We start from the raw sequence: 22,268 nt of genomic DNA on the forward strand, positions 1-22,268 counted from the left end.
TCTGCGTGCCCGCCGTCAGGAAGGTGCAGTAATCTCAATAAGCGTCGGTCCCTTGCGCGCAAAGGCATCGGCTACCGCTTCGCTCAGTTGTTCCGGGCTATCGATGCGACAGCCTTCCGCGCCGAAAGAGCGCGCGAGACCGACAAAGTCCGGCGCGTGCAGGTTGACGCCTTCCTGTTCAACCGCAGCCTCGTCCATAAAATCGCGGATTTCGCCGTAGCCACTGTTGTTCCATACCAGAATCGGCAGTGACAGCTTCTGCTCAACGGCGGCGGCCAGTTCCCCGAGAGTAAACATGATGCCACCGTCACCAATCAAGCCGATCACCGGGCGCGGGCTGGCCAGCGCGGCGCCGATTGCGGCGGGCAGGGCAAAGCCCAGGGTGCCGTAGCCAGTGGTGCAGGTGATGTGGCTGCGGGGTTGGAACAGGCGCAGGGCGTGGTTGGTGTTATACGCCAGCTGGGTGGAGTCGGTAACAAAAATACCGTTGTCCGGCAGCGCATCGCGCAGGGCCTGCACCCAGGGGTAGCGGCCTTCGGATCCCGGCCACCATTCGTTGCGGCAGCCGCGCAGCAGTTCTTCTACCTCGGTAGCGGTTTGCTGTTGCGCTTTTGTGTTGTTCTTAGTCGGCAGAGCGTCCAGCAATTGCTGCAGGGTAGCTTTCGCGTCGGCGCAGATGGCCAGGTCCGGGTTGGCGTTGCACACCAGCTGGGCCGGGTCCAGATCCACGCGGATCACTTTACCGTTGAAGGCATAGTTATCCCGCACCAGGTTGCGGTCGGTCTCCGCCAGTTCCGTCGCAACTGCCAGTACCACATCCGCATTTTCGATACGCTCGCGCACATTGGAGAAGCTCAGGTTGGCGCCACCACATAACGGGTGGCGTTCATCCACGATGCCTTTGGCGGCGAGGGACTGGAATACCGGTGCCGCCAGTTTCTCTGCCAGCGCGGTGGCCTCTTTACCCGCTTCCTGGGCACCACCGCCAAGCAGGATAACCGGGTTTTTCGCAGCGCCGAGCCATTTGGCTGCGGTCGCTACAGTATCGGCGGCGGCTGCAGGCAACGCCGTCGGCGCTACCGCGCGATAGTCCGCGAGAGGACGCTGCATGGGGGCAGGGAACAGGTCGATGGGGATCTCGATATGCACGGGGCCCGGGCGTGGGGCGTGCATAACCTGAAACGCGCGCGCCAGAGTCTCCGGCAGCTGTTCCGCACTCGTCACGGCGTGCTGCCAGACACAGAAGCCACGGGTTACGTCTTGTTGGCGTGGCAACTCGTGCAGGCGGCCGCGGCCGGTACCGAGGTCCGCGCGGCGGTTGACGGCACTGATCACCAGCATCGGGATAGAGTCGGAATACGCTTGTGCCATGGCTGTGGCGGCGTTGGTTACTCCAGGCCCTGTGATCAGAAAACATACACCGGGTTTGCCGCTGGCGCGGGAGTAGCCATCGGCCATAAATGCGGCACCTTGTTCATGACGCGGCGTGATATGGATCAGGCCACTGCCGGGGAGCCCCCGGTATAGTTCGATGGTGTGCACACCGGGGATGCCAAATACGGTGTCTACCTCGTATTGGCGAAGCAGGTGCATCAGTACCTGGGCACAACTGGGCAGGGGCTGCTGTGCAGTTGACGACGAAGAAGTAGTTTGTGAAGCAGCGGAAGACATTCTTTTTTCCTGTTCTTCTTTCTTGTATTGCAGGTGCTTGGATAGCGCGTAATGGGTGAGACTGAGTGGCTTTTGGCTGGTCAATCGGTCCTTGGAACCACTATCGAATGCAGCGAGCCTAGTCTCGCGGTGAGCGGTCCGCAAGGGGCCGCAGAGTCTGCTTCCCCGTGGCTAAAAACGCAGGAAAATTGAGAAAGGGCACCTTTGGCGGCAGGATATTTGTAATAAGTGGCTGAGGTGGCCAGTAGCGGTGAGGTAACCCTGGTGTGCGCCCCTTACTATTAGGATGGGTGTGGTGAGTAGGATGGGGGTGGTGAGGGTCTAGGTTGAGTGGGGATGGCTGTATAAACTGCGTACACTATCCAGAGTTTTTTGTACCAAGTGATCTAGAGAGATCTTGATCCAGTAAATAGTTGTAAAGGATATGACAGCGATGGAAATCGATCAGTGGCGTAGAGAGTATTTGCAGGGCGGCCTGGAGCGGGGCGACCTGGCGGATGACCCGATCAGCCAGTTTCGCAATTGGCTCGAGGAGGCGGTAAAGGCGGATATCTCCGACCCCAGTGCCATGTGCCTGAGTACCGCCGATGCCAGCGGGCAGCCGTCCCAGCGCATCGTGTTGTTGAAAGGGTTCGATGAGTCCGGTTTTGTGTTCTATACCAATCTGAAAAGTCAGAAGGCGTGGGATATTACCGCCAACCCGAAGGTTTCACTGTTGTTCCCCTGGCATTTTCTGGAGCGCCAGGTGATTGTGCGCGGTGAAGCACGGCAGCTGGCAGACGCAGAGGCCGATGCCTATTTTTCCAGTCGCCCGCGCGAAAGTCAGATTGCCGCTTGGGCTTCACACCAAAGTGATGCGATTGTTTCCCGTGAGGTGCTGGAAGAGCAGTTCGCCGCGTGTGAGAAAAAATTTGAAGGGGCTGAAGTACCTCGGCCGGAGTTCTGGGGCGGTTATCGGGTAGTGCCTCACGCGGTGGAATTCTGGCAGGGGCGAGCATCTCGCCTGCACGATCGTCTCATTTATCGCGCGATGGAAGACGGTGTGTGGCAAGTGGAACGGCTAAGCCCCTGAGGGCAGGGCTGCCATTGACCTGCGTCGAGTGAGTATTTTGCCAATTTTGTAAAAGAATTGGGCTTTTTGAAGTCGGCCGCGCATTTGCCCCAGTAATTTTTACTATTGATGTCAGCGATGAGGGGTTTCTGGGAAACGTTACCCAGAGACTCATACTTTTTTAAGGTTGCTACCTGAGCAACGCATTGGAGAAATAACGAAACAGTTTTTCGCTTTCTCTGTGGGTTGACGCTCCGGTCACATTTTTTAGCCTAATGCCGCGACTTTGTATTTGTCGCTTTTGCGACAGGTAGAATGAATTTCTCGATATGTTGGGGGTTTTGCAATAGCTAAACCTCTTGTAATCTTTCGCGTGTCCGCACTTTTTATCAGGTGCGACCATTTTGAGCACGGTTGCTGACCTCTGCTAGCGGTGGTTTTTGGAGAGGTCGCTGTGGTTCTGTTGCTGCAAATTACATAAAAATAACTCAGTGCAATGGAGAGAAAACATGGGAAGTCAAACTGACGGCATCGCGTCCAATTCCTTTCGTCTGAACACTGCCAATGGCAAAAGCAAGAATCTGGTGCTGGCTTCGGCCTGCTCGCTGGCTGCTTTGTCACTGGCTTGTGGTGTAGGTAGCGTGCATGCTGCCGCAGCGGAGGGTTCTGTCAGTACGTTAATGGACGAAGTCCAGGTGACTGCGCGTAAGCGTGCGGAAGCTGAAATGCTGCAGGAAATACCTGTTGCCGCCACAGCCTATTCTGGCGATCAGTTGGAAGCTCTGCAGACCCGCGACCTGCAAAGCCTTGCTTTCAAAATGCCGAACGTTCAGCTGGACGATATCGGTACCGTTAAGAACACTGCGAACTTCACAGTGCGCGGCCTTGGTGTGAACAGTTCAATCCCCTCCATTGACCCTACTGTCGGCGTGTTTGTCGATGGCATGTATATGGGTATCAACGCTGGGGTTGTGACGGACATGTTTGACCTCGAAGGTATTGAGGTCCTGCGTGGGCCTCAGGGGCTGCTGTTTGGCCGCAACGTGACCGGTGGTGCGGTGGTCATCAAGACTGCACGCCCAACAGAAGAGTTTTCCAGTAAGTTCAAAGTTTCCACCACCGACAACCTCGATTCGGTTGTGGCGGCCAATGTAAATGGTGCGATCTCCGATACCGTCAATGGCCGTGTCACCGTTTATTACAACGATGATCAGGGCTGGTTTGAGAATGTCGCTACCGGCAACGATAACGCCGGCGCCTCCCAGAGCTGGTTTATTCGCCCGAGTTTCAGTGTTGACTTGGGTGAGTCCTCCGAGCTTCTGGTGCGCATGGAGCACGGCAAGATGGATTCCGACGGTGTCGTCGCGCAAAACCGTGGCCAGCCAATCTTTGGCCCTGACGGCTCCCTGATTGCTCCTGGCGCTCAGCAGCTTGCCGGTCTCTTCGGGATCACCGACTGGGACAATAGCGGTGACTCTTTTGAGGTAGCCCAGAACGAGGAAGGTTTCCAGGACGACGAATGGACCCAGGTCATTGCCGAGTACAACCACGACGTGGCATTTGGCAACGGTACCATCACCAATATTCTGGCCTGGCGTGAGTACAGCGCAATTGGCCTCGGTGATATCGACTCCCTGCCGATTACCGCCTTCCACGCTAATACCAGTGTCGACCAAAGCCAGCTTTCCAATGAGCTGCGCTATGCTGGCCGTTTTGGCTCCACCGCCGTTACCACTGGTCTTTACTGGTTTAGCCAGGATCTGGAGTATTTTGAAAACCGCCTGTTGCCATTGAACGGTTTGGATATTACCGGTGGTGGCCTGCAGGATCATGAGGCCATGGGTATCTTCGCGCAGGCGGATATTGACCTCAACGAAGAGTGGATTCTGACACTGGGTGGCCGCTACTCAGTGGAAGAAAAGGATGCTCAGGTAGCAACCATTAACCCAGTTGTGGCCGCGACCACCATGTGTCAGCTCGGCGGCTGTGCGGTATACGACTTCAATGACAGTGAAGATTGGAATGCTTTCACGCCGAAAATCGGCCTGCAGTGGAACCTGGCAGACAATGCCCAGCTCTACAGCTATTGGACCAAAGGCTTCCGCAGCGGTGGTTACAACATGCGTAACACCGGTCTGCTGTATCAGCCGGGCCCCACTGACCAGGAAGAGCAGACCAGCTTCGAAATCGGTGGTAAAGCCGACTGGTTTGACGGACGTGTACGTACCAACTTTGCACTGTTCCACAACACCATTGACGATATGCAGCGTGAGGAAAACTTGGCAGACCCGGTTTTCTCTGTTGTTCAGTACATTCGCAACACAGCTGACGCAACCATTCAGGGGGCCGAGTTTGAGGCCATGGCTGCGGCCACCGATAACCTGCTGTTCACCATGAACGTTGGTTATGTGGATGGTGAGTATGACTCTGTGCGCGGTGATATCAGCGGCGACGGTGTGGTGGACGCAATCGACCTGGGACTGGATATCCCGCGCCTGGCACCGTGGACTTATGGTGTGGGTGTCGTGCACGACCTGCAGCTGGGTAACCTCGGTGTGCTCACCTCACGCGTGAACTTCAACCATCGCGATGCATCCCCGTATACTGACAATAACCTCGGCATGTTGTCAGAAACGGATATGCTGGATCTGAGCTTCGGCTTTGTGCCAGACTCCGGCAGCTATCGCGTGTCGATGTTTGGCAAAAACATCCTGGATGAAGTGACCGAAGGCAACAATACCCAGTTGCCCGCCTCCCTCGGTGGAGCGGGTGCCAGCTTTACGCCGCTCAACAAGGGCCGTGTGATTGGGGTGGAGCTGACCTACGAGCTGTAATCAGCCTGAAGTCAAAAGCCCGGCACTGCCGGGCTTTTTTATTTGTAATGTAAGGAAATTTCATGCGTTTTATTGATCTGCCGGAACATGGCGGCCCCGAGAAGATGGTGCTCGCGCAGGGAGATGCGCCTGCGGCGGGTGAGGGCGAGGTATTGATCCGGGTCGCGGCCGCTGGGGTTAACCGCCCGGATATCGTTCAACGCGCAGGATTCTATCCTCCACCACCAGGCGCTTCGCCGGTGCTCGGGTTGGAAGTGGCGGGGGAAGTCATTGCCATCGGCGCGGGCGTGCAGCGCTGGAAAGTCGGCGACCGGGTGTGTGCACTTACCAATGGTGGGGGCTATGCGGAATACGCAGTAGCACCAGAAGGGCAGTGCCTGCCGGTACCCAGTGGGTTGAGCGATATAGAGGCTGCGGCATTGCCGGAAACGTTTTTTACGGTATGGAGCAACCTGATACATCGTGCCAAGTTGCGAGAAGGTGAAGTTTTGTTGGTGCACGGCGGATCGTCGGGTATTGGAACTACTGCAATCCAAATCGCGGTAAACCTGGGTGTGCGTGTGATTGCCACCGCGGGCAGTGCGGAAAAGTGTGCCGCCTGTGAGCAGCTGGGTGCGGAGCTTGCAATCAATTACCGCGAGCAGGATTTTGTGGAAGCGGTAAAAGCGGCAACCGATGGCAAGGGGGCAGACGTCATCCTCGATATGGTCGGTGGCGACTATGTAGAGCGCAATATCCAGTGTGCCGCGCGTGACGGCCGCATCGTGAATATCGCCTTCCTGCAGGGTGCGAAAGTCGAGGTCAATATGTTGCCAGTGATGCTGAAGCGCCTGACCCTGACCGGCTCTACCTTGCGGCCACAGTCACCAGAGGTGAAAGCTGCGATTGCGAGTGACTTGCGTGAACAGGTCTGGCCGTTGGTTGAGGCGGGTAAAATTCGCCCGCTGATTGCCGCTAGCTTCCCACTGGCTGACGTTGCGGAGGCGCATCGGTTGATGGAGTCGAGCAGCCATATCGGCAAAATTGTACTGACTGTTTAAAGAGACCGATAAACCATTGATGGGGCGTCTTCATTGGCGGGCGCCAACTCACATCACCGCTGGTGATCTGGGTATACGACTGGTACAGGTGGCTGATCTTGCGTACATAGGCTACCGGTTCATCCCCATGAACAAAGCCGTACCGCGCCTTTTCGAAATAGCGTGGCTCTGACAACTTACGCATGGCAACTTCCACATTGTCGAACCACTTGTTGGGATCGAGTCCTAGTTTCGCTGCCAGTCGGCGCGCGTCGCGGACGTGGCCAAAGCCGGCATTGTAGGAGGCAAGGGTAAACCAGAGTCTTTCCGTGGCTGGCAGGTTTTCTTCAAACCGGTCGCGTACCCAGTTGAGGTATTTCACCCCGGCGTCGATACCTCTCTGAGGGTCGAAAACCGGTGGTGGAAACCCCATATCGCGGGCGGTTCCGGGCATCACCTGTAAAAGTCCCTGGGCACCGGTGGACGATACTGCTTTGGGGTTGAAGCTGCTCTCGGTCCACATTTGCGCGACGATCATACGCCAGTCAAAGTCGTGCCTTTTCGCAGCGCCTTTTATCAAGTCGTCAAAGGGTGAAAGCGGTTCGCCGGGTTTGACTTTTGCGGTCGCTTTTTCCAGAAAATCGGCATTGGGTTGGAAGTAGCGCTCAAAAATAGCGTTGGCTTCGGGGTGGTGTTTGTATTTTTTGACGAAACGATTGAGCCTCCTGAGTAGGCTGCGATTTCCCCGGACTATCATCCATCCCTGAGGTAGAGCTTCCTCCACTTGTATACCTACACGTAAATTGGGATTGAAGGCGGCCCATATCTCAACTCTGTGGGTATCTTCCAGCGTTGCATCGTATTTTCCCTCGGCGACACCGTTGATTATTTGTGCCTGGGAAACCTCCTCCGGAGCTTCCTCTACTTTGACGTCAATGCCGCGTTCCCGCAGTTGCTTGGCCGTTTCAATGTAGATGGAGTGTGCCCTGACCGTCAGTGTGCGCCCATTGAGGTCTGCCAGGGTTTCAATCGGAGTGTCGTTTTCATTGCTGATTACGCGAATGCCTGACTCAAAATGTGTGTTAGTAAAGTCGACGCCTTCGGCTTTGCGTTTTTCAGTAATCGTGGTTGACGCGCCGGCAAAATCTGCCCGCCCTTCGGTCACCCACTTGGTGAGCGGTTCATGAGTGGGTACTACGATGACATTTAACTGCAGGTTGTGTTCATCGGCGAATAGTTTGGCGAGCTCGTAATCGAATCCCATTAATACACCGCGCCAGATGAAGCAGCTGGTCGCCTTGTTATAGGTTGCGAACCGAATCACGCCGGATTTTTTGATCGCCCGCCAGTTGGGAGCCCGGTCTGCGGTATCCTGGATCAGTTGTCGTGTCAGGAAGGTATTAAGGCGGTTTAGCAGGTCCGGTGATGCTTCGCGTATCGCCCAGCTCACGTTGATTTCATCCCCCACCTTCTGGCCGATCTTGAGATCACTTCGATAACTGGCTACTTCATTCGTAAGGGCCAGGCTTCCGATAGTAACCGCGTTCGGGTAGCGGACCATCTGATCGAGAAAATGGTCGGTATCATCGCCCGGTGTTGGGTCAATTTGGATTCGGGCAAATGCCTCGGGATGCTCCTTAAGCAGCTGCTGTCCGAATAGCAAGTGTGCGGTGCCTTCCCACAAGTAGATAGTAGTGCCTTTTAATTTGCTGATGTCCGAAACATCCGGGCCATCTGTCGTGGAAAGTAAGGCGCGAAAGGTTTGGAGCAGGGGAACACTCCGAGTAATGGCATCATCTTTGGCGAGGCTCAAGGTGATGTAGTCGGCGACGATATCGGCCTTCCCATTTTTTATCATGTCGATTGCGGCCTGAGGGCTGCGCGCGATGATCCATATTGGTTTTATGCCCAGTCGCTCGGCAAACTCGTTGGCGAGAAATCGGGTGCTCTGGTTGATAATACTGTCGCGCGGCAGCATTTCCGGGTAGCCGCCGGTGACATTCGCAAATCGGATATAGCCGCGCTTGCGAATGGCATCGAGATCGCCCGTTTCGGTATATGAACTCGTGGTAGCGACGATTTCTTGGCTCTCGAGTTCTGGCGCGGCGTCTTTGGGCTCTGGAGATTTGCTCGTCTTTTCGCAACCCATCGCAAAAAGCATCAACGCAGTGATAAAGAAAATATGCGCATAGCTCAGCGGGCTCTGCCGGTAAGTCAGCTTAAGGAAAACGGGCGCACGCGACAGCCTCCCAGCTAGAGAGCAGGATGTTGTGGGAGCGGGAAAATTCGTCCGCTGATCGCTGCCAGCTTCCCGCTTTCGGAAGCTTCGGAGACACACCGTTTGATAGAGTCCAGTGATCATATTGGCAAGATCGTGCTAACCATATGAGACGGCTGGTGTGGGGAGTTCTAGGTTGCCGATCAGGAACCCACGTGCCTTGGAGCGGCATGACCTCTGTGTAGGCTCGATAAAGGTTGCTGATGTTATTGACGTAATGCACTGGTTCCGCGCCCCTGACATAGCCATACCGGGCATTCTTAAAGTAGCGTGGCTCGGATAGTTTGAGCATGGCCCACTCGACATTGTCGAACCAGACATTGGGGTCTAGCTGCAACTTTTTGGCCAACCTTTGTGCGTCGTACAGGTGGCCGATGCCTGCATTGTAGGCAGCGAGCGCAAACCAAATGCGGTTTTCCCGGCTGACGCTTGCGGGAAACCGCCCATTTATCCAGTTCAGGTATTTTACGCCGGCCTTGATTCCGCGCTCAGGATCAGTTAGTGGGTGCGGGTAGCCCATATCTTCTGCTGTGAGTGGCATTACCTGCAATAACCCTTGCGCACCTACTGAAGACTCAGCTTTTGGGTTGAAGCTGCTTTCTTGCCACATTTGCGCAATGATAATTCGCCAGTCAAATTGATATTTTTTCGCTTCGGTCTTTACCAGTTCATCATACGGAGATAGGTCATCACCAGGCTGCAGCTTTTCCAAATACCGTTTGCCTGCTGATTTCCCTGGTTGAAAGTAGTAGGCGATTTTCTTCTGGTAGCTTTCAGTTCTTCGATACTTCTTGATAAACGCATCAAGTTTTCTCCGCAGGGAATTGTTTCCTTTTAATACCATCCATCCTTGCGGAAGTGGGTCGGTTACGATTGGTCCCGCAGTTAGTGAGTCTCGGAGTTTGCTGCCGACCTCTGCGTCATTGGCATCGACAAGAGTCGCTTCCACTTCGCCGTCTGCAACCATGTTGATTAGGCGTTCATAGCTGACATCTTCCGGTGCCAACTGGATTTTCACTTTGATTCCTTGTTTTTGGAGATTTTTGGCGACTCCTTCAAAAATTGAAAATGCGCGTAGCGTTAGAGTTCGGCCATGTAGGTCCTGAAGGCGGTTGATGGGTGGAATATCGCTATTTGTCAAAACTTGGACGGCGGCCTCCCTGTAGGGAGTGCTGAAATCAACGCCTTGCTGGCGACGTCTTTCCGATATGGTTAGGGCGGCCCCGGCAAAGTCTCCGCGCCCGGCTTGGAGCCACTCTATCAGTGATTGATCGTGAGGCACGGCTATTACTTGTAAATCTATGTTGTGTAGCTCAGCAAATTCTTTTGCCAGGTCATAATCGAATCCCATTAATATGCCTTTCCACATAAAGTAGCTGGTTGGCCCGTTGTAAGTGAGGAATCGTAGTACTCTGGTATTTTTAATTGCTTTCCAGTTGGGTAGGGATTTTTCCGGAGCTTGCACCTTAGTTTTACTGAGTAGTTTGTCTACTTGCTGTTTGAGCTTGGGTGATCCCTTGCGCATTGCCCAAACGATTTCTTCCTCACCGCTGACCTTCGCCCCGCCCTTCATATCGTTGCGATAACTGGTCAACTCACTGACCACGGCTGTGTCGAGAATGGTCGCCCAACCAGGGTTCTGGTTGAGTAGGTCGATAATCTGATCTATATCTTCGATATTCGAAAGGTCACGTACTTCCATCTCGACAGATGGGTTATTTTTCTGGAGCGTTCGAGCTGTGTTTATATAGGTGCTGTCATTCAGTATCACAAGCCTCAGGTTCTGTAAGTCATCGGGCTTGTCAATGTCGGGGCCTTCGCGGCCGGCCACCAGTTGCTTGTATGAGGTTTTGATTGTTTCAGAGAGGTCATACCGCTCGGCGCGCATTTTTGTTTTGGTGAGGTTGCCCGCGAGGACATCGGCGTCGCCCGAATCCAGCATAGTGAGTGCCTCTTCAGGGTCTTTCGCTTTTATCCAGCGTGCCTCTACGCCGAGATTTTTGGCCAGGGCCTCGGCGAGTTCTTGGTGGTGACGAGTGACAATTGTGATGCGATGCAGCATGTCGTCATCGACACTGCCAATTCTCACGAAGCGGATCAGGCCACGTTTTTTAATCGCATCCAGATCGCCAGTATTTGCATCGCTATGTGCTGACTTAGACGTTTCCGATCTTTCACTTTCTTTCTCGAGGTTGCTTTCGTGCTGGAGGTTGCGTTCGTGCGCAGCACGGGTTCCTGATGAGGTGCTGTTTTCCCTTGTGCTGTTTTCTTCGTTGTGCGATTTCTTTTCGCAACCGAACAACGATATCAGGCATATCAGAAGAAGTAAGAATATCCCGCGGGCATGTGAAAAGTGGGGAGGATCGCAAGCGACGGTGTGATAAAGCCTACGAACAAAGGCTTTGGTGGAATTATGCGCGGGAGTTATTCCCTCGGTATTCGGTAGAGCCATGGCGGACTCCATTCATTGGCACGAAAGCGTTGATGAATGTTAGTGCCCTGTTGCCACTATTGGTCGCGCGGGAAGCTCTACCTTGAATTACTCTATAATTGCGGAAATATTTCCCTCTGCGAGCTTTGCGTGGATTTTTTGTCCACTTTGAGTGTCAGAAGCGCGTCGGATGACCCGCTGTTGCTCATCCCGGACGATCGCATAGCCGCGCTCGAGCACTGCGAGCGGACTCACGCTGTTGAGCAACTGGGCGCTGTGTAGCGCTTGTTCCTGCTTGTGTTGCAGTAAAACTTTGATCGACTTGTTCAATTGCAGATTGTGCTGGGCGAGTTGCAGAAATGCCTGTTTCAGGTGATGGCGCGGGTGTACCCGAGCTAACGCTCTTTCCAATTGCACTAAACGCTGGGTATTCACCTGCGCGCGGTTGGTTACTGCGGTGTGCAGGCGCATTTCCAGGTGGTCCAGACGCTGGGCGCGATTTTGCAGTTGCTCCCGCGGGTGCCGAATGCGGTTGCTCACCAGTTGGACATGTTGTCGCAGGTGGCGCAATTGCAGTGCCATGGCGCGCACCAGTTGCCCGCGCGCACCCTCGATTTCCTCGCGCAGTGCCGCGGCGTTGGCGCTGGCAATCTCCGCTGCGGCCGATGGGGTGGGTGCGCGCACATCGGCCACCAGATCCGCGATGGTGTTGTCGGTCTCATGACCGACTGCCGAAATAGTCGGTATCGGGCAGGCGGCTAGCGCGCGTGCGACGGATTCTTCATTGAAGGCCCACAGATCTTCCAGGGAGCCGCCGCCACGCCCCACAATCAGCAGATCATGGCGCTGCAGGCGCCCGGCCAGAGCGATAGCGTTGGCAATCTGCTGAGCTGCCCCCTGGCCTTGGACCGCCACCGGGATGAGTTCGACTTTCGCTGCGGGATAGCGGCGCCCGAGTACCTGGATCATATCCCGCACGGCAGCGCCGGTCGGCGAGGTGATGATGCCGATAGTGGCTGGCAGGTAGGGCAGGGGCTTTTTCCGGCTCAGCTCGAACAGTCCTTCTGCCTGTAGCTTGGCCTTGAGTTCCTCCAGCTGGCGCATCAGTGCGCCGAAGCCGGCTTCTTCCAGATGCTCGATGATCAGCTGAAACTCGCCGCGCCCTTCATACAGGCTGACCCGCGCGCGCGCCAGTACTTCACGTCCGTTACCGGGCTGGAAGCGCACATTGCGGTTACGTCCACGGAACATGGCGCAGCGGACCTGGGCGCGGGCATCCTTTAGGGTGAAATACCAGTGTCCCGAGCTGGGCGCGGCGAAGTTGGAAATCTCGCCGCCCACCCACAGGAGAGGGACGCTCCCCTCCAAAAGCTGCTTCACTTCCCTGTTCAGTTCACTGACAGTCATCACCGGACGGCCGTCAGTGGGGAGTGGATTGGGTGCGCCGGGTGGGTTGTTGAGCATTTCAGCCTCTGCAGGGGTCAGTTGGGCAGCCAATATTGCAAGGATGTGCGTTCACGTAAAGGGATTTGCCATTCCGGCGTAAATACTCTTTTGTTTCCGCGAAGGTTGCGGCTATAATCGCGCCGATACCCATTCCCGCTCCTTTGAGGTTTGAGTGTCCATGTCTGAATCTCTGCGTATAGCACGCGAAGCCCTCACTTTTGACGACGTCCTACTTGTGCCCGGATATTCCGAGGTTACGGCGAAAGACGTTTCCCTGAAGACAAAACTGTCTCGCAACATCACCCTGAATATTCCGCTGGTGTCCGCCGCTATGGATACCGTGACCGAGTCGCGCCTGGCCATTGCTTTGGCCCAAGAAGGCGGTATCGGCATCATTCACAAGAGCATGTCTATTGAAGAACAGGCTCTGGCGGTACGCGCGGTGAAGAAGTTTGAAGCCGGTGTGGTAAAGGATCCGATCACCATCGAATCCGACGCCACCCTGCGCGAGCTGATCGCGCTCACCAGCCACCACAACATTTCCGGCGTGCCGGTGATGGAGAAGGGTGACCTGGTCGGTATCGTGACCAGCCGCGACGTGCGTTTCCAGACCAACCTGGAACTGCCGGTTGCCCAGGTCATGACGCCGAAAGAGCGTCTGGTGACTTGCGACGAAGGCGCATCACCGGAAGAAGTGCGCGAATTACTGCACAAACACCGCATCGAAAAGGTGCTGGTGGTGAACAGCAATTTCCAGCTGCGCGGCCTGATTACCGTTACCGACTACAACAAGGCAGAGCAGTACCCGAATTCCTGTAAAGATGCCGATGGTCGCCTCCGTGTCGGCGCCTCTGTAGGTACCAGCCCGGATACCGATGACCGCGTTGCGGCCCTGGTGGAAGCCGGTGTCGACGTATTGGTGGTGGATACTGCACATGGCCACAGTAAGAATGTGATTGATCGCGTACGTCGCATCAAGGAAATGCATCCGCAAGTCGACGTAATCGGCGGCAACATTGCCACCGGCGCAGCGGCAAGTGCGCTGGTAGAAGCGGGCGCCGATGCGGTGAAAGTGGGCATTGGCCCCGGTTCCATCTGTACTACCCGCATTGTGACCGGTATCGGCGTGCCTCAGGTGACCGCGATTGCCGAAGTGGCAGCGGCACTGGCCGATAGTGGAGTTCCTCTGATTGCCGATGGCGGTATCCGCTTCTCTGGCGATATCTCCAAGGCGATCGCTGCCGGTGCTTATTCCGTCATGATGGGTTCCATGTTCGCCGGTACCGAAGAGGCACCGGGCGAGGTTGAACTGTATCAGGGCCGTACCTACAAGTCTTACCGTGGTATGGGTTCCCTCGGTGCCATGTCGCGCACTCAGGGTTCTTCTGACCGCTACTTCCAGGACGCCAGCAAGGGCGCGGAAAAGCTGGTGCCGGAAGGCATTGAGGGTCGCGTACCGTACAAAGGCCCGATTTCCGCAATCGTGCACCAGATGATGGGTGGCCTGCGCTCCGCGATGGGCTATACCGGCAGTCTGGATATGGAAATTATGCGCACCAAGCCTGAGTTTGTGCGGGTAACTGCTGCGGGCATGGGCGAATCCCATGTGCACGATGTGCAGATTACCAAGGAAGCGCCGAACTACCCGGTAGGCGGCCGTTAATTCCTGTACGCAAATTTTGTGTCCTGAAAAATAGAAGTACACTTTAAGTGAACCGCAAACGGACCTCTCAGGGTCCGTTTGCCGTTTATATAACCGTTACGAGTAAGTCATGAGCCAAGACATCCATTCCAGCCGAATTCTGATCCTCGACTTTGGATCTCAGTACACCCAGCTGATTGCCCGCCGCGTGCGTGAGCTGGGGGTTTTCTCCGAAATTCGCGCGTTCGACATGACCGATGAAGAGATTCGCGAATACAACCCGAAGGGCATCATTCTCGCCGGTGGCCCCGAGTCGGTGCCGGAGGAGGGCTCACCGCGTGCGCCGCAGGCGGTGTATGAGCTGGGCGTGCCGGTACTGGGTATTTGCTACGGCATGCAAACCATGGCGCACCAGTTGGGTGGCGCTGTGGAAGGCAGTGACGTGCGTGAGTTTGGCTATGCGCAGGTAAAGGTGGAAGGTGAGTCTGCATTGCTGCACGACATCAAAGACCACCTGGATGACGCCGGTAGCGCACTGCTGGACGTGTGGATGAGCCACGGTGACAAAGTGGTAAAAATGCCGGAAGGCTTCGAGCTGATGGCGTCTACCCCATCCTGTCCGATTGCCGGCATGTACAACGCAGAGAAGAAATTCTTCGGTGTGCAGTTCCACCCGGAAGTTACCCACACCCTGCAGGGCACCCGCATCTACGAACACTTCGTGATTGGCCTGTGCGGCTGTGAAAAGCTGTGGACGCCGGAAAATATTATCGAAGATTCCATCGCCAAGGTGCGTGAGCAGGTGGGCGACTCAAAAGTGCTGCTGGGCCTGTCTGGTGGTGTCGACAGCTCTGTTGTTGCGGCCCTGCTGCACAAAGCCATCGGTGATCAGCTGACCTGTGTATTCGTGGATAACGGCCTGTTGCGTAAAAACGAAGGCGACCAGGTCATGCAGATGTTCGCCGACAACATGGGCGTACGCGTGATTCGCAGCGATGCGGAAGAAGCATTTTTATCCCGCCTTGCCGGTGTGGACGAGCCGGAAGCCAAGCGCAAGATTATCGGCAACACCTTTATCGAAATCTTCGACAAGGAAGCCACCAAGCTCAAGGATGTGAAATTCCTCGCTCAGGGCACCATTTACCCGGACGTGATCGAATCTGCCGCCGCCAAAACCGGCAAGGCGCACGTGATCAAGTCGCACCACAACGTGGGTGGCTTGCCGGAAGATATGGCGTTTGAGCTGGTCGAGCCACTGCGCGAACTGTTCAAAGACGAAGTGCGCAAGATCGGCCTGGAACTGGGCCTGCCGTACGACATGGTCTACCGTCACCCGTTCCCGGGGCCGGGCCTGGGTGTACGTATCCTGGGTGAAGTGAAGAAAGAGTACGCGGATATCCTGCGGGAAGCCGATGCGATCTTCATTGAGGAACTGCACAACGCCGATTGGTACCACAAAACCAGTCAGGCGTTTGTCGTATTCCTGCCGGTGAAATCGGTGGGTGTGGTCGGTGATGGCCGTCGCTACGAGTACGTGGTTGCACTGCGGGCGGTGGAAACCGTGGACTTTATGACCGCGCGTTGGGCGCACCTGCCTTACGAGCTTATCGAGAAAGTCTCCAACCGTATCATCAACGAGATCGAACATATCTCGCGTGTGGCCTATGACGTTTCCAGCAAGCCGCCTGCCACCATTGAGTGGGAGTGACTGGTGTTATATGCCGGGCTGAACCCCCTGATAGACGATGATCACGACATCAGTCTATCAGGGAGTTACTATGAAGAAGCTCATAAGCCAAGTCATTTTTACGCGCAAATCAACAGTTAAGCTATAGGTTGAAAAGAAACATAAGTCAGTTTATCCATCCCTAACCAGTAGTAGTCGCGATTAAAGCCCGGCGAAGGAAAACAGAAAGACTGAATATAGTGTTTCATTGGGAATCTGGCTCTCTCGCGTCCGGTTTCGATATCGAGAATGACACTCTGTTCCCCGTTCTTGAGGCCTTGTAAGGTTTTAAGGCTTTGGTAGTCTTCCGTGATGAGCTCACCGGTATTGGGATAGTATATGCCGTGGCCTACCATACCGAACCCCTGACGTTGCCACAGCGGTGATAACTCATTGGTTTTGACGTCGTGACGCCAAGCTTGCACTACGGAATTAGCAGAATCATAAGCCACCAAAATTCGCCGCTGTTTACAGTAAAGTGGTGGGTTGGTAACGCTACCGTAGGCTGCGTTTACTATGGGTGTGATGCTGTAATCCTGGCAGTCGCGGGTACTGACACGAATAATATTATTGGGGGTCGGAGATACGCCTGCGTTAAGCATAGATGTGTAGGCTGTGTGCTCGCCATTATCCATAAACCAAATATTATCGTCGTCAATTACCGGATCCCAGCCGTAGCTTTGAGTGCTATTTCCAACGTAATCCAGAGACCAGTTTTCATCCAGCGTGGCGGTTTTGGTATCAGCATCAAAGTAATAACGATATATGGTGGTCACACCTGTGACGTAAACCGTATTACCGCTGGCACTTAAGCGGGAAATGGATGGTTCTGGCATATCTATAATGCAGGCAGGAGTGAGGCTATCTGGATCCATGAACAGCAATTGGGTTGCCCCTGTTGATGCTATAGGTTTGGTAACCAGATAACCCGAGTCCAAAATCACATGTGAGTTGTAGGCAAGATTTTGAGGTAGTTGGTAACTGTTAACCAGCTCGCACTCGGGATTTAGTCTATGCATGCAGCGGCCGAAGGTGACATAAAGATCGCCATTTCGGTGAATCGCAAACCCTCCGGGCCACATAGGGCCGCCGGGAAGTCGTGGTGATTTCTTTATTGGTTGCAGTGTTTTTGGATCGATTTTTTCGATGTAAGCAGAACAAGACAAGCCCACCAAATCCCGGAGTGAGTCATGGCACATCAAATAGACTTCGCCTGGATCACGCAGCAGAACCATATTGCCTACTTGTAAGCGGCGACTAACGGTTTTTATTGAGTCGCTGGCTGTTATGTTTAAACCATTTAACCCGGTCGGGACTTGTTGTCGTTCCGGGCCACCATCTTCGCAGGACCAGGGGCTTGAATAGTAACCTTTCGCTACGGTCTGGCGACTCTTAACTTTCTGTACGGTCATCTCAGTTGACCTTGTTTCTTCTGCGAATAAGCAGTAGGGGTAACAAAATCAAGACACCACTTGCCCCAACTAAGAGCAATACCCAATGATTTTGCGCAAGCTTGATGTATGTGTTGATCATGATTTGGTCTACCGAATGATAATTCTCGGGCATTTCCAGAGCACCAACGCTGGTGGCGTAGGTTTTATAGTCTTCTTTCAGTGCATTTAGAATCATGGGTTCAGTAGAGGCCAGATTGTTACTTTCACCGGGATCAGCATGTATATCAAACAGCTGCCAGTTACCGTCGCCATAGGGTGGCAGGTTACGGGTCAATTTATATTGGCCTTTAAATAGAGCGATATTACCCGCTACTTCGAGACCAACGGCTTCATCAGGGCCGTAGGTGTATTTTGCTTCATCCTGTATTACGGGCAGTAAACTACGGCCGGTAATGGCAACTTCTTCTTGTGATAGCGGTGTTGCTGAGATATCGAGATAATCGAGCAGGGTTGGCGTAATATCGGTCACCAGGCTGAGTGACGATTGCGTTTTTCCCTGAGGAATTCCAGGGCCTGAAATAATCAGCGGCACACGAATGCCACCGTCATTGCTATAAAACTTAAATTTACTGTTTGGGGACGCTGCGGCTGCGGCCCATTCTGGGCCGATGGATACCAGGCTGCCTTTTTCACCCATGGAGTCTATGTCACGGTTATAGCCGCTTATGGCATACCATAGCCCTATGCCCGGTGTGTTGACTATGTCATTAAATTCCGGGCCATTATCAGATGTCACCACAAACAGGGTGTTTTCCAGTTTGCCTTGCTTGTCCAGCCATTCCATTAAGCGACCAATATGATGATCCATTGCTTCAAGCATGCCGGCATTAACGGCCATGGCCTTCGAATAATAACGACGTTCGTCATTAGACAGAACGTTCCAATCGCGCAGGTTGTTAGGCATGTCGCCCAAGGGAGCTCCCTGGGGGATCAATCCTAATGCTTGGGCTTTTTGCCAGCGTTTCTCGCGCAGAACGTGCCAGCCTTGATCGTAAAGGCCTTCATAGTTTTCGGTGAATTCCCGAGGGGCCTGAATAGGGATGTGGATTGCCTGAAAAGCCATGTAAGCAAAAAACGGCTGTTCTTGTCTCTCTGTTGTTACTTCATCGGCAGCAATGTAGTCGATCATCTTGTCGACAATAAATGCAGAAGAATAAAAATCTTCTGGCAGGGTTGCGGGCTTGTCATCTTCAAACCAGGGCGCTGTATCATAGTAAGGCATGTAAGACTTTTGTTCCCAGTTGTCAGCGCCGGAAGCATCCAAGGCAAAGGAGCGATCAAAACCATGGCTTACGGGTAAATCTTCTACTCGACTCCCCAAATGCCATTTACCTGTCATGTAAGTGCGATATCCATTGTCACGTAATCTATCAGCAATGGTTTTAACACCAGGTTCCAAGTGCATGGAATAGCCGGGGGCATTTTTATGTTCTCTGGGTAGCACTTCAGGGATGGTGGCAATACCGGTACGGTGATTATCGATACCGGTCAGCAGCATGGCGCGAGACGGGGAGCATAGTGGCGAAGTTCTATATTCGCTAAAACGCGTACCCTGATCGGCGAGTTGTTGAATGCTGGGCATATTGGCTTCACCGCCGAAAGGAGCGAAATCCATTAATCCTGCATCGTCCACCACAATAACAACAATGTTGGGTTGTGATTTCCCTGTGACTGATTCAGTGTTTTCTGTTGCCGCGAAGCTCACCGTAGCGAGGCTGGATAGCAGCAGCACCCAGCTTTTCTTTAGACGTGTAAATGTTAAAGGCATTTTATAGAGTGCATCCGTCAAATACGTAGGGTGTTTGAATCTTTTATTTATTTAGTTAGGCGTGTAGATGTACTCGTCACCGATTTCGAACTTCTCTGCCAGAGTTTTATCAATCATCACCGGTATCTGGATGGCTGATTTATGGAGCGGTCCACGGGCGCTGGCTTGATGATCGGCTAAAAGTTGTCGCAGTTCATTGACCTTTTCGGGGTGTTCGCTGCTGACATTGTTTTGCTCGGTCGGATCTTTTTCCAAATTGAATAACCAGGTTTGCAGCCCGTCAGCAGGGCGATCATTAATTTGTAATTTCCAATCACCGTGGCGCACGACCTGGTAGTGGCCGTTTTGCCAAAACAGGGTTTTGCGCGGCCAGTTGGTTTCGTCGTCCAGCAGAGGCAGTATATTTTTGCCATCGATCTCAACGCCTTTAGGCGTTGCGGTACCTGCGGCGGCAGCCAGGGTTGGCATCACATCAATATGAGCTACCGGCGTGTCTACGGTTTTACCTGCGGAAATTTGTTTTGGCCATTTAACAAACATCGGCACGCGCAGACCACCTTCAAACATGGTGATTTTCCAGCCGCGGAAGGGGCTATTGGATTCGGGCAGGCCAACATAACCGGCGCCACCATTATCGCTGGTAAACATGACGATGGTGTTATCGGCAAGACCTTCTTCTTCAAGTGTTTCCAGAATGCGTGACACACTGCGATCCACCGCTCTAATCATCGCGGCATATACTCGTCTGCGGTGCGGTTCGATATCACCCACGGCTTCATAGTCTTCTCGCGTGGCTTGCAGTGGCGTGTGTGGGCCCCAGTGGGCTAAATACAAAAAGAAGGGACGATGCTTGTTGGCCTGAATGACTTTTACGGACTCGTCTGTCCAGTAGTCTGTCATATAGCGGGCGGGTTCAAATTGATCCGCACTGCCGGAGTTGAAGGAATTACTGAACCCCAGAGCCGCCCACAGAAACTGGTCTATGGGATCAAAGGGGAGTTTAGCATTGACCACAGTTGGATCATCTTCTGGTAAATACAGGCCATTGGTCATTAACAAGCTGTCATCGAATCCCTGTTTGTGGGGGCCCATATTGCCATCATTACCCAAATGCCATTTACCAATGTGGGCAGTGTAGTAACCTCGCTCTTTAAGGACTTCAGCCAGAGTAATTTCTGTTGCGGGTAAACCCTGCAGTTCGTAGGTAGCTTTGCTTTCGTTTATGCTTGCATCGTAAATGGCGGGCGGCAAGTTGTTATCCATCTCGTTATAGATGCGAGCAACCATTGACTCCATCGAGTCGGGGGTTGGCGTGAATTCAAAGCCGGTTCGGGTGGGGTAGCGCCCGGTCATCAGCATGGCACGGGAAGGTGCGCAGGTACTGGCACCGGAATAGGACTGATTAAATACCGCCCCTTCGGCAGCCAGGCGATCAATCCCCGGTGTTTGAAAGATGCTGCCATCGCTGCGGCTTATGCCTCCACCCAAAGTAGAAATGTCGTTGTATCCCAGATCATCGGCAACGATCAGGATGATATTGGGAGGGCGCTCACCGACTTCGACAGGCGCCTCTAATGGCCCCTGTTGCCAAGGGACATCGCGGGCTTCGGCCACGGCTACCTTGGATCCTTTGTATTTGATAAGCGCTAGCAAAATGTTGGTTTTTTGGCTGTAGGCAAGGAAACCGACAATGGCTACAACTACTAATAGTGAAAGACTCTTTTTCATGCTGTTGCTCTTATTTTTTACTGCTGCTACTTGATGCACAGCTTGGCTTGGAAAGTCTCATATTCTAGAGAGAGTTACCACTTCAAACTTGTAATATTGCGCAGCATGTTTGTAGTATTGCGCAATTTCCAGTGGCGCAGGATTAAAGACATATGGCCGACATCATACCGAGTTATGTTTTAGAGGGCGTTGCCAGCCTGATTGAAATAGCAGGACAAGATCCTGCGGCGATCGCTGAGGCCGTAGAACTCAATCCTGCAGCCTTGTACCAGTCCGATGTTCCGATTAGCGAAGTTAAGATCAATGATCTGTTCGAAGAAGCGGCACGAGTTTGTGATGATCGCTTCTTCGGGCTCAAAGCTGGGCAGTTGAAGGATCTGGATATGATCGGCCCCCTATGGTTACTAGTTCAGCAGGCAAGTACGGTTGGAGAAGTGTTAACTCTGCTATCAGAAAACATAGCGCTGCACGCCAAAGGTTTTAGCATCTTCATCTATGATCACGGCGAGGCCGGTATTTCCGTTGCAATTGAAATCTCCACACCAACACTAGAGTACTTTCAAAAGGTCCCAAAACACAGCAGTGTCATTCAGGTTGTTGAGCACATTATGGCCGTAATCAACAGGGAGTTACTGGGCTCACTGGGGCGAAGCTGGTTTCCCAAGTACATACAGTTAAGGCATTCAGCGCCAGAGGATATTACGCCGTTGAAGAAGGTTTTTGGCGAACACCTGTTTTTTAATCAGGATATCAACGCGATTCATTTAACTAGAGAGGATGCGCAAACTCCGAATTATCGCAATCCTGATAACACGATATCCAGTGACGCTAAGAAGCTCGTAACACGTGAACTGGAATCCAAAATCGGACAAGGCAAGAGTTTTGTCTGGAGGGTTGAGCGTATCATTCGTACTTTGATCAATAATCAAGGCGTTACAGCAAATGACGTCGCCCTTGCTTTGAATATTCGGCTACGCACTTTACAGTACCGACTAAAGAAAAAGAGCACCAGTTATCAGGCTCTGTACGATAACGCGCGTGAGGAACTGTCAAAGCACTACTTATGCCAGTCTGAACTGTCGGTCAGTGCTGTTGCTGAACGTTTACATTTTACAGATTCAGCAGCCTTTTCAAATTTCTTTAAACGCAGGGTAGGATGTTCACCCAGTGAGTATGTTCAAAGAATGTGTTCCGGATGACTTGTGTGGCAAAGCCTCCGG

General features: G+C 53.5%; 13 protein-coding genes and 1 pseudogene. 7 read left to right on the forward strand and 7 right to left on the reverse strand.

Features of this window, described 5'->3' with window-relative positions; genetic code table 11:
• Positions 1-15 precede the first annotated feature (15 nt).
• Positions 16-1,671 carry a 5-guanidino-2-oxopentanoate decarboxylase gene (locus LCM31_RS07785; protein ID WP_224868916.1) on the reverse strand — a complete coding sequence of 552 codons (1,656 nt, stop codon included), beginning with the start codon at positions 1,669-1,671 and terminating at the stop codon, positions 16-18.
• Between the two features lie 433 nt (positions 1,672-2,104).
• Between LCM31_RS07785 and pdxH the strand changes: the two genes are divergently transcribed.
• The 3 genes from pdxH to LCM31_RS07800 all read left to right on the forward strand — a co-directional run bounded on the left by pdxH (position 2,105) and on the right by LCM31_RS07800 (position 6,596).
• Positions 2,105-2,743: a pyridoxamine 5'-phosphate oxidase gene (gene pdxH, locus LCM31_RS07790; RefSeq protein WP_224868918.1), complete on the forward strand. Its 639-nt coding sequence runs from the start codon at positions 2,105-2,107 to the stop codon at positions 2,741-2,743.
• A gap of 488 nt (positions 2,744-3,231) precedes the next feature.
• Positions 3,232-5,556 (forward strand): TonB-dependent receptor, encoded by a 2,325-nt coding sequence (locus LCM31_RS07795; RefSeq protein WP_224868920.1) that lies wholly within the window; start codon positions 3,232-3,234, stop codon positions 5,554-5,556.
• 62 nt (positions 5,557-5,618) lie between these two features.
• Positions 5,619-6,596 carry an NAD(P)H-quinone oxidoreductase gene (locus tag LCM31_RS07800; RefSeq protein ID WP_224868922.1) on the forward strand — a complete coding sequence of 326 codons (978 nt, stop codon included), beginning with the start codon at positions 5,619-5,621 and terminating at the stop codon, positions 6,594-6,596.
• On the opposite strand, the gene LCM31_RS07805 is transcribed toward LCM31_RS07800, so the two are convergent.
• The gene (locus LCM31_RS07805; protein WP_318247439.1) at positions 6,511-8,736 is read right to left on the reverse strand and encodes an MltF family protein; all 2,226 of its coding nucleotides are present in this window, start codon (positions 8,734-8,736) and stop codon (positions 6,511-6,513) included. The genes LCM31_RS07800 and LCM31_RS07805 overlap by 86 nt on opposite strands.
• A gap of 135 nt (positions 8,737-8,871) precedes the next feature.
• Between LCM31_RS07805 and LCM31_RS07810 the strand changes: the two genes are divergently transcribed.
• Positions 8,872-8,964, forward strand: a complete 93-nt coding sequence (locus tag LCM31_RS07810; protein ID WP_318247444.1) for a hypothetical protein — start codon at positions 8,872-8,874, stop codon at positions 8,962-8,964.
• 235 nt (positions 8,965-9,199) lie between these two features.
• Here LCM31_RS07810 and LCM31_RS07815 read toward each other — a convergent pair.
• Together LCM31_RS07815 and xseA are read right to left on the reverse strand one after the other, a co-directional pair.
• A pseudogene (locus tag LCM31_RS07815) lies at positions 9,200-11,317 on the reverse strand (transporter substrate-binding domain-containing protein); the annotation flags it as partial.
• 75 nt (positions 11,318-11,392) lie between these two features.
• A complete protein-coding gene (gene xseA / locus LCM31_RS07820; RefSeq protein ID WP_224868924.1) occupies positions 11,393-12,748 on the reverse strand; it encodes an exodeoxyribonuclease VII large subunit in 1,356 nt (451 codons plus the stop codon).
• A 160-nt stretch (positions 12,749-12,908) separates the two neighbouring features.
• Between xseA and guaB the strand changes: the two genes are divergently transcribed.
• Positions 12,909-14,393: an IMP dehydrogenase gene (gene guaB, locus LCM31_RS07825; RefSeq protein WP_224868926.1), complete on the forward strand. Its 1,485-nt coding sequence runs from the start codon at positions 12,909-12,911 to the stop codon at positions 14,391-14,393.
• Positions 14,394-14,502: 109 nt separating this feature from the next.
• Positions 14,503-16,080: a glutamine-hydrolyzing GMP synthase gene (gene guaA, locus LCM31_RS07830; protein ID WP_222229124.1), complete on the forward strand. Its 1,578-nt coding sequence runs from the start codon at positions 14,503-14,505 to the stop codon at positions 16,078-16,080.
• 116 nt (positions 16,081-16,196) lie between these two features.
• On the opposite strand, the gene LCM31_RS07835 is transcribed toward guaA, so the two are convergent.
• The 3 genes from LCM31_RS07835 to LCM31_RS07845 all read right to left on the reverse strand — a co-directional run bounded on the left by LCM31_RS07835 (position 16,197) and on the right by LCM31_RS07845 (position 21,048).
• Complete coding sequence (locus LCM31_RS07835) at positions 16,197-17,510, reverse strand: NHL repeat-containing protein (RefSeq protein ID WP_224868928.1); 1,314 nt, start codon at positions 17,508-17,510, stop codon at positions 16,197-16,199.
• 1 nt (position 17,511) lies between these two features.
• Positions 17,512-19,284, reverse strand: a complete 1,773-nt coding sequence (locus LCM31_RS07840; RefSeq protein ID WP_224868934.1) for an arylsulfatase — start codon at positions 19,282-19,284, stop codon at positions 17,512-17,514.
• Positions 19,285-19,371: 87 nt separating this feature from the next.
• The gene (locus LCM31_RS07845) at positions 19,372-21,048 is read right to left on the reverse strand and encodes a sulfatase-like hydrolase/transferase (protein WP_224868936.1); all 1,677 of its coding nucleotides are present in this window, start codon (positions 21,046-21,048) and stop codon (positions 19,372-19,374) included.
• 152 nt (positions 21,049-21,200) lie between these two features.
• Here LCM31_RS07845 and LCM31_RS07850 point away from each other — a divergent pair, with 152 nt between their 5' ends.
• Entirely contained in the window at positions 21,201-22,247 is a 1,047-nt protein-coding gene (locus LCM31_RS07850) for an AraC family transcriptional regulator (RefSeq protein ID WP_224868938.1), read from the forward strand.
• Positions 22,248-22,268: the final 21 nt, after the last annotated feature.

This window comes from Microbulbifer agarilyticus (genome assembly GCF_020171345.1).
GTDB lineage: Bacteria > Pseudomonadota > Gammaproteobacteria > Pseudomonadales > Cellvibrionaceae > Microbulbifer > Microbulbifer agarilyticus_D.

Coding starts and splice junctions, on each gene's coding strand:
- LCM31_RS07835 (WP_224868928.1), bottom strand. CDS start 17,510: ATGACCGTACAGAAAGTTAAGAGTCGCCAGACCGTAGCGAAAGGTTAC.
- pdxH (WP_224868918.1), top strand. CDS start 2,105: ATGGAAATCGATCAGTGGCGTAGAGAGTATTTGCAGGGCGGCCTGGAG.
- LCM31_RS07845 (WP_224868936.1), bottom strand. CDS start 21,048: ATGAAAAAGAGTCTTTCACTATTAGTAGTTGTAGCCATTGTCGGTTTC.
- guaA (WP_222229124.1), top strand. CDS start 14,503: ATGAGCCAAGACATCCATTCCAGCCGAATTCTGATCCTCGACTTTGGA.
- xseA (WP_224868924.1), bottom strand. CDS start 12,748: ATGCTCAACAACCCACCCGGCGCACCCAATCCACTCCCCACTGACGGC.
- LCM31_RS07850 (WP_224868938.1), top strand. CDS start 21,201: ATGGCCGACATCATACCGAGTTATGTTTTAGAGGGCGTTGCCAGCCTG.
- LCM31_RS07800 (WP_224868922.1), top strand. CDS start 5,619: ATGCGTTTTATTGATCTGCCGGAACATGGCGGCCCCGAGAAGATGGTG.
- LCM31_RS07805 (WP_318247439.1), bottom strand. CDS start 8,736: ATGCTTTTTGCGATGGGTTGCGAAAAGACGAGCAAATCTCCAGAGCCC.
- LCM31_RS07785 (WP_224868916.1), bottom strand. CDS start 1,671: ATGTCTTCCGCTGCTTCACAAACTACTTCTTCGTCGTCAACTGCACAG.
- guaB (WP_224868926.1), top strand. CDS start 12,909: ATGTCTGAATCTCTGCGTATAGCACGCGAAGCCCTCACTTTTGACGAC.
- LCM31_RS07795 (WP_224868920.1), top strand. CDS start 3,232: ATGGGAAGTCAAACTGACGGCATCGCGTCCAATTCCTTTCGTCTGAAC.